General features: G+C 63.9%; 6 protein-coding genes and 1 tRNA gene. 6 read left to right on the top strand and 1 reads right to left on the bottom strand.

Annotation, left to right across the window (positions count from 1 at the left end; all coding sequences use genetic code 11):
- Window positions 1-381 precede the first annotated feature (381 nt).
- A tRNA-Ala gene (locus F4Y38_04650) sits at window positions 382-454 on the bottom strand.
- 310 nt (window positions 455-764) lie between these two features.
- Between F4Y38_04650 and F4Y38_04645 the strand changes: the two genes are divergently transcribed.
- From F4Y38_04645 to F4Y38_04620, 6 genes are all read left to right on the top strand, one after another.
- Window positions 765-2,228, top strand: coding sequence for a hypothetical protein (locus tag F4Y38_04645; protein MXY48575.1), 1,464 nt, complete (start codon window positions 765-767; stop codon window positions 2,226-2,228).
- 309 nt (window positions 2,229-2,537) lie between these two features.
- Entirely contained in the window at window positions 2,538-3,803 is a 1,266-nt protein-coding gene (locus F4Y38_04640; GenBank protein MXY48574.1) for a DegT/DnrJ/EryC1/StrS family aminotransferase, read from the top strand.
- 80 nt (window positions 3,804-3,883) lie between these two features.
- Window positions 3,884-5,071 (top strand): aminotransferase class V-fold PLP-dependent enzyme, encoded by a 1,188-nt coding sequence (locus F4Y38_04635; GenBank protein MXY48573.1) that lies wholly within the window; start codon window positions 3,884-3,886, stop codon window positions 5,069-5,071.
- A 17-nt stretch (window positions 5,072-5,088) separates the two neighbouring features.
- Window positions 5,089-6,162, top strand: a complete 1,074-nt coding sequence (locus F4Y38_04630) for a PLP-dependent transferase (GenBank protein MXY48572.1) — start codon at window positions 5,089-5,091, stop codon at window positions 6,160-6,162.
- Window positions 6,163-6,223: 61 nt separating this feature from the next.
- Window positions 6,224-6,994: a creatininase family protein gene (locus F4Y38_04625; GenBank protein ID MXY48571.1), complete on the top strand. Its 771-nt coding sequence runs from the start codon at window positions 6,224-6,226 to the stop codon at window positions 6,992-6,994.
- The coding region (locus F4Y38_04620) for a hypothetical protein (GenBank protein MXY48570.1) at window positions 6,981-7,716 on the top strand (736 nt) is incomplete at its 3' end. The genes F4Y38_04625 and F4Y38_04620, both read left to right, overlap by 14 nt.

The raw sequence follows: 7,716 nt of genomic DNA, 5'->3' as shown, positions 1-7,716 counted from the left end.
GCCGGGGAAGTCGCCGTGGCAGTGGTCGCGCTCGTATCCGGGAACAGGAACGGCGCATAAAGAAAAACCGACGCTGAAATGGAAGAAGCGTCGGTCGGTGTATCCTCGGCGTCAATGGGGGCCGCATGGGGCATTGCGGGAGACGCGAGTAGTAAAAACAGGCAGATCGTCAGCCGGCTCGGGGTGCGAAAACGGCTGGTCGGTATACTGCGATTAACTGTGCAGATGGTGCTGAGCATAGTGCGCGCTGTATACGAGTAACCGACTGTGTATGATGAATCACTACGAATCGATGCGCTGACCATGTGGGCCAAGCTGGCTGGGACCTCGGTCAATCAACAGGGACCGCCACTTAGGGATGAGGTCGCCACCATCGGGTAGTGGAGCTGAGCGGGATCGAACCGCTGACCTCATGAATGCCATTCATGCGCTCTCCCAGCTGAGCTACAGCCCCTGACGCCGCACAAAATAGGAACGGTGAATGCGGCTGTCAAGGGAAACGTTGCGCGTATGGTACCGCTTTGGGTGAATACGTTTGCAAACAAGATCGGTCACACGGTTATTTCTTGCGGTCGAAGGTAAGCCGGGTTATCGTCTGGGCGTCTGGGCGTCTGGGCGTCTGGGCGTCTGGGCGTCTGGGCGTCGGGACATCGGGACGTCAGGCGACGGTACGATGGTGCGCCGGGAAGACGAAGCGGCGGGGCGACGAAAAACAGTCGCCTTCAAGATGATTAACGTAAGGAAAGCGATACATGTCCAATGTAATAAAAACAAGCGAGACCCACCCCATTCGCGTCGACCCGGTACGTACGAAGGAAGGCTACGGCCGCATAGGCGTCACCCTGTGCCCCGGCAAGAAATACCCCTGGGGCCTCGCAGGGAACTGGGAACGCGACCTTGACCCGGACCTCGACCGGATCAGCAGGTGGGGCGCGACAGCGGTCGTCAGCCTGATCACTGAGGCGGAAATCCGGGACCTGCAGGTTGAGGACCTCTCCCGGGCGGTCGCGGACCGGCACATGGAGTGGTGGCACCTGCCCATTCCGGACGGGCAGCCGCCCGGTCCGGAATTCGAAAAGGCCTGGGTACATGCGGGAGCGGCCATCCGGGACCGGCTGCGGCTCGGTTTCGACGTACTCGTTCATTGCAAAGGCGGACTGGGCCGCGCGGGGACCGTCGCCGCTCGGCTGCTCGTGGAGTTCGGCGAACGACCGGACGCAGCGATACGGCGCGTTCGGGAGGCCCGTTCCGAAAACGCCCTGGAAACGCGCGAACAGGAGCGCCACGTGCACCTGTGCGAGGCGGTGGTCCCGGCGCTGCCCTCGACGACCGCGGAAAGCATCCGGGACCGCGCCATTGGCGCTTTCCTGGGTCTCGCAGTGGGGGACGCGGTCGGCACGACGCTCGAGTTCCGGCCCCGCGACGCGCAGCGTGTGGAAGACATGGTGGGCGGCGGTCCCTTCGGTCTTGCCGCCGGCGAGTGGACCGACGATACCACGATGGCGCTGGCCCTGGCCGAAAGCCTCGCCGATTGCGGGGCACTCGACTGCCGGGACCTGATGGACCGGTTCGTCCGCTGGTGGAAAAACGGTGAGTATTCCTGCACCGGCAGTTGCTTCGACATAGGGAACACCACGAGTGCGGCGCTCGCCCGGTACGATCGAACCGCCGATCCGCTCGCCGGTTCCACCGACCCCCACTCCGCGGGAAACGGCTCGCTGATGCGGCTCTCCCCGGTCGCGCTGCGCTACTGGGACGACCGCGCACTGCTCGACGCCGCGGCGGCGGAACAATCCCGGACGACGCACGGGGCCGAAACCGCGGTGGATGCCTGCCGGGGCTTCGCGGCACTACTGGCGGATGCCATATCCGGAAAGGCGAAAGCCGACCTTCTCGCGCCGAGATCGTTCGACGGGACGACGGAGATCTCCCGGATCCTGGCCGGAAGCTGGCGGGGAAAAGCCCGGGAAGAGATCAGCTCGAGCGGTTACGTCGCCAGCACGATGGAAGCCGCCCTCTGGTCGGTGGCGCGCACCTCCGATTTCCGGGGCGCCGTGCTGCTCGCAGCCAACCTGGCCGACGACGCCGACACGGTCGCCGCGGTGACGGGACAGCTCGCCGGGGCGCTGTACGGTCTTGGCGGCATCCCCGACGAATGGCTCGGCCGGGTCGCCTGGAAGGATCGGCTGATGGATGTGGCGGACCGGTTGACGAGCAGGGCTGGGTGACAAGCGGGGACGGTTGACGAGCGGGGCCTGCCAGACATGGCGGGACGGCTGGCCAGAATGGCCGGTTGACCAGAAAAGCCGGCCGGCGAACAGGGGCCGGTTGACCAGAAAAGCCGGCCGGCGAACAGGGGCCGGTTGACGAGCCGCACGATCTGACCATCAACCCGCCCTCGTAACCCGCCTCGATTGGTAACTCGATTGACAGTAAATTGTACTTGAACCGGGCGGCATGCCGTGTTATAGTCCTGCATCTCATTCCAACCATTCCGCATACTACGATGTAAGCTCGATCGTTGAATCAGGCAGACCATGGCGGAATCCCTGGCAATCGACGGCGGAACTCCAGTCCGCACGGAAAACTGGCCTCCGCTGATACCCGGTGGTGCGGTATACGGGGAAGAGGAAAAACAGGCCGCCATCGAGGTCATCGAAGCGCGTTCGCCCTTCCGCTACTACGGCATCGAGCCCCTCGGCAGGGTCGACGGGTTCGAAGCGGCCTATGCCCGGTACGTCGGCACGCGTTTCGCCCTCGCCACCCACAGCGGGAGCACGGCGCTTTCCGTAGCCCTGGCCGCCCTCGACGCGGGTCCGGGCACGGAAGTCATCATGCCGGCCTTCATGTGGATCGCCGACGTCAACGCGGTCGTGCATCTGCGTGCCGTGCCGGTCCTCGCCGACATCGACGAAACGTTGAACCTGGACCCCGGCGACATCGAACGTCGCATCACGCCCCGCACGCGGGTCATCATCGCCGTACACATGGCCGGAACGGCCGCCGACATGCCCGCCATCCTGGAGGTGGCGGACCGGCATGGAATCCCGGTACTCGAGGACTGCTCCCAGGCCGCGGGCGCACGCGTGGGAGGGCGCCCCGTGGGATCCATGGGCACGGCGGGCGCGACCAGCCTTCAGTACAACAAGAACTTCACCACCGGAGAAGGCGGGATGATCACGACGGACGACGCCGAAGTCTACCGCCGCGCGGTTTGCTTCCACGACACGGGATTCGAGCGGGATCTGGAAGGGGTGTCGACCGGGGAGGACTCGGCCTTCGAGACCTTCGGCATGGGCGTCCGCATGGACGAACTCCGCGGTGCGGTGGGCCTCGTGCAGCTGGAGAAACTACCTTCCATCCTGCAGGGTATGCAACGCCACCAGATCAGGCTGCGGGAGACCCTCGGCAAGACGCCGGGCATCAGGCTTCGACGCATCGTGGATCCCGAGGGCGACAGCGGCGCCTATTTCTCCTGGCTCCACGACTCGGCGGAAGCGGCGGTCGGGTTCACCGCGGCGATACGGGCGGAAGGCATTCCGGCCGGCGAGCCCCACGGGGGCATTCACCAGTACCGGTACATGTCCAACCTGTTGAACAAAGCGCCCGTGACGACCGCGGGATGCCCCTGGACGTGCCCGTTCAACGCCGAAAGCCCGATGGAATACCGTGCCGGCATGCTGCCGCGCAGCGACGATCTGCTGGACCGGGCGCGCATCCTGCCGCTGCCCGCCCAGTTGACCGATGAAGACGTGGACGACGTGATCCGGGCGTTCCGCAAGGTTGCGCGGGCGGTTCTGTAGTTGATCCCGGCGTTACGCAAAGTCGCACAGACCTTCCTGTAGGTTGCCGTTGCACCAGTAACAGAAACGGGAGAACCCGAATGAGCGATGTGAAAGGCCCGGTCCAGACCGACACGCTGCCCCCTCCGGACGAAGCATTTTGGAAAGGGATCCGCCGCGACCAGTTTTACCTGGAACCCGATATCGCCTTTCTGCAGGGCGGCTCGGTCGGTCCGTCGCCCAAGCCTGTGGTGGACCGCGTGACCGAGGCCATCCGGGCCTTCGACAGCGACCCGTTGAAGCACCAGCAAAAGTACTGGCCGATCGTCGAGGAATCGAGAGAGAAACTGGCGAAATTCGTCGGCACGCGGTCGGAGCGTATCGCGCTGGTCCAGAACACCACCATGGCGCTCAGCGTCTTCGCCCAGGGCGTGACCTGGAAGGTGGGCGGCGAGATTCTGATGACCGACCAGGAATATGGGGCGGTGAACGCCTGCTTCGACTACGTGGCCGATCGGCACGGCATGACCGTCCACAGGGTGCATCTCCCCATGGAGATCACCGATAAGCAGCAGATCATCGACGTGTTCGAGAGCGGACTGAACGAAAAAACGGCGGCCATGGTCTTCGGCCACGTGTACTGGTCCACGGGGATGGTGACCCCCGTGAAGGAGCTGACCGAAATCGGTCGGGACCGCGGCGTCTGGGTGGTCGTGGACGGCGCCCACGCCGTGAGCATGGTACCCCTGTACCTGGACGAATGGAATCCCCATTTCTACGCGTCCAGCCTCCACAAGTGGACGCTTTCTCCCAAGGGCACGGGCATGCTTTTCGTATCGGACGACGCCCACGACCGGGTAGAGCCGCTCATCCTGGGCTCCAGCGCCCACCCAAACCCCAACGCCAGCCGGTTCGACATGATGGGCACCCGGGACCAGACGCCCTTCATCGGGCTGGGCACGGCCCTCGACTTCCAGCAGGAGATCGGCTGGGACCACATCCGGACCTACTGCCGGGGCCTGGTGGATTACATGCGGGAACGCCTCGGCCGCATCCGGGGCGTGCGCTTCCTTACCCCGCGGGACCCCGAGATGTCCGGGTTCATCACGACCTTCACCATCGAGGGCGCCGACATCCAGAAGATCCGCCAGGAACTGTGGGACGACGAGCAGATCGAGACCACGGCCTTTCACGTCAACGACGTGCCCGTGTTCCGGATTTCCACCCACTTCTACAACAGCCGGGAGGAAATCGACCGGATGGTCCGAGCCATCGAGCGACGGCTGTAGGCGGGGGACCGGTCCGGATGGGAGAGGACAGAGCAATGAACGAAGAGCAGGGATTCATCACGCGGTCCATCCACGCGGGCGAGGCGGAGCACACGTCGGCGACGCCAATCTACCAGTCAACCACGGTGGACGGCGCCTACCTCCGGGGAAGCAATCCCACGTTCACGGCTTTCGAGGAGAAGATGTGCGCCCTGGAAGGCGGGGGACGCAGCATCGCCACGGCCTGCGGCATGGCGTCGGTTACCCAGGCCGTGATGACCCTCATCAGCGCGGGCTCCAGGATCGTGAGCCACCAGACGACCTATGTCTGGACCCGCCACTTCATGTCCGAAGAGCTGCCACGCCTCGGTTTCGATGTCGAGATCATCGACATGCGCGTTCCGGATCAGCTCGATGCGGCCCTCGAGAAACCCGCCGACGTCGTCTACTTCGAGCCGCTTGCCAATCCCACGCTGGACATCATCGACACGCCCACGGTCATCCGCAAGGCCCACGCGGCCGGCGCGAAGGTCGTGATCGACAACACGTTCCTGTCCCCCCATCTGTTCCGGCCGATGGATCTCGGAGCCGACGTCGTGCTACACAGCGCCACCAAGTACCTTTGCGGTCACGGCGACGCGTTGGCCGGGATCATCACGACCCGTGACTCCGAACTCGGCGAAGAGGTCGTGCGCACGCGGAATACCTACGGAGGCATACTCAGCCCGCTAAACGCCTTCCTCCTGCTCAGGGGGATCAAGACGCTGTCCATCCGCATGGACCGGCACGTCGAGAACGCCGGGGCCGTGGCGGCCTTCCTGGAATCCCACCCTCGGATACGACGGACCTGGTATCCCGGACTTCCTTCCACGCCCGGGCACGAGGTCGCGCGGTCGCAGTGGACAGGCTACGGAGGCATGGTGAGTTTCGAGATTGCCAAGGGAACCATCGATCGATTCCTCGACCGCGTACGCCTGTGCCGGCCGTGGGTGAGCCTGGGCGACGTGGGTTCGCTCGTCACCGGAGACCGGGAGGGCCAGCGCGTCCGGATGTCCGTGGGGCTAGAAGACACCGACGACATCATCCGGGACCTCGAGCAGGCACTGGAGTGATGAGAACCCGATACCCGGTCAATCGCACACCGCATCCAACACAGAGTACAGGAGCCGCATCATGTCGAGAAAGCGTGTTTTCATCGGAGACCTGACGCGCAAGGAGTTCAGGGAAGGGATCGAAGGCGGCGTCATCCAGGCCGCCATCGTACCCACGGCCGCGACGGAGCAACACCTGGAACACCTGGAGATGATCCACGACACGGCCAGCGTCGCCTACATGGCGGAAAACGCGGCGCTGAAGCTCTATCCCCGCGTCGTGGTCGCGTCGCCTATCGCCATCGGGGTATCGGAGCACTGGATGGCGCACAAGGGCACGTTGACTGTGCGCGCGGAGATTTTCACAGAGTACGTCTACGACGTGTGCGACGCCCTCAAGCGGGGCGGCGTCACCAATATCCTCATCCTGAACGGACACGGCGGCAATGTAGTCCCCATGATGAACCGGATCGACGCGTTCCGGGAACGGCTCGGCGTCAACGTGCGTTTCAATTCATATTGGGACACCTACCCGGCCGACGTCGTCTACCGGTACATGGAACTGGATCGGCTGCCGGGCCATGCCGACGAATACGAGACCTCTATGGCCATGGCCCTGTTCCCCCACCGGGTGCATGAAGCCGACATGGAAATGGAGAGTTCCGCGAAATACGGGACAAAGGAGAAGGGCGAGGCCCTCGCGCCCGTGGCGGTGGACGGCGTGGCCGAACTGCTCCGGAAGATGATCGCGGGAGAAGAGATCGACCTGGAGCCCCGCACGTTCCGGCCGGACGGCGCCATGTCCATGCTGCGGGATCATGTGATCGAGGAGAGAAAAAATGACATGGAATAAATGTTGCGTGTCGAGTATGGCGAACAAGGTGAGCATGGAGAGCATGGAGAGCATGGAGAGCATGGAGAATACGGCGCGCACGGAGCGGCGGGAGCGAACAGGAATCTTTGAGCGTCTGGCTCTTACAATTCGTTCTTTCTCCGTCACGCTGATCGTCTGGGTCGCGGCGGCCGGGTTCGCCGCGGTGATAGGCCTGGGTGCACTGAGCGGATGCGCAAGCGACCAGGGGGAAGGCGAAGACCAGAGCGTCACTGGAGAATCCGGAATGGAACACACCGAGACCGAAAACTCGGAGTCCGAGTCGGACGACGGGGAAGAGTCGGGTGTTTCCCTGGCCCTGGACGAGACCTATGATGTTATCCGGAAAGGCGCTCGGCTCATCCTGCGCTACGACGCCCCAAGCAATTCGTTTATGGGAACGGTGCAGAACACCACGGAAGGTGTACTGAACAGGGTAAGGGTCGAAGTGCATCTCTCGAACGGCACCGAACTCGGTCCTACAACGCCGGTCGATCTCGCACCAGGCGAAACCACTGAGGTCTCACTGGCCGCAACGGAAGAGCCGTTCACGGGATGGACGCCTCACGCCGAAGTCGGATCAGGCGAGCATGGGAGTGGTGGCGAAGGCGGCGAAGGTGGAGGAGAACATGGGAGTGGTGGCGAAGGCGGCGAAGGTGGAGGAGAACATGGGAGTGGCGCAGATGGTGAGCACGGATCGATAT

It is taken from the genome of Gemmatimonadota bacterium (assembly GCA_009838645.1).
Classification (GTDB): Bacteria; JAAXHH01; JAAXHH01; order JAAXHH01; family JAAXHH01; genus JAAXHH01.
This window is presented reverse-complemented; position numbering and strand designations above follow the sequence as displayed.

Bases quoted from the DNA above. Each gene is read 5' to 3' on its own strand.
- F4Y38_04640 (MXY48574.1), top strand. From the start codon at position 2,538: ATGGCGGAATCCCTGGCAATCGACGGCGGAACTCCAGTCCGCACGGAA.
- F4Y38_04635 (MXY48573.1), top strand. From the start codon at position 3,884: ATGAGCGATGTGAAAGGCCCGGTCCAGACCGACACGCTGCCCCCTCCG.
- F4Y38_04630 (MXY48572.1), top strand. From the start codon at position 5,089: ATGGGAGAGGACAGAGCAATGAACGAAGAGCAGGGATTCATCACGCGG.
- F4Y38_04625 (MXY48571.1), top strand. From the start codon at position 6,224: ATGTCGAGAAAGCGTGTTTTCATCGGAGACCTGACGCGCAAGGAGTTC.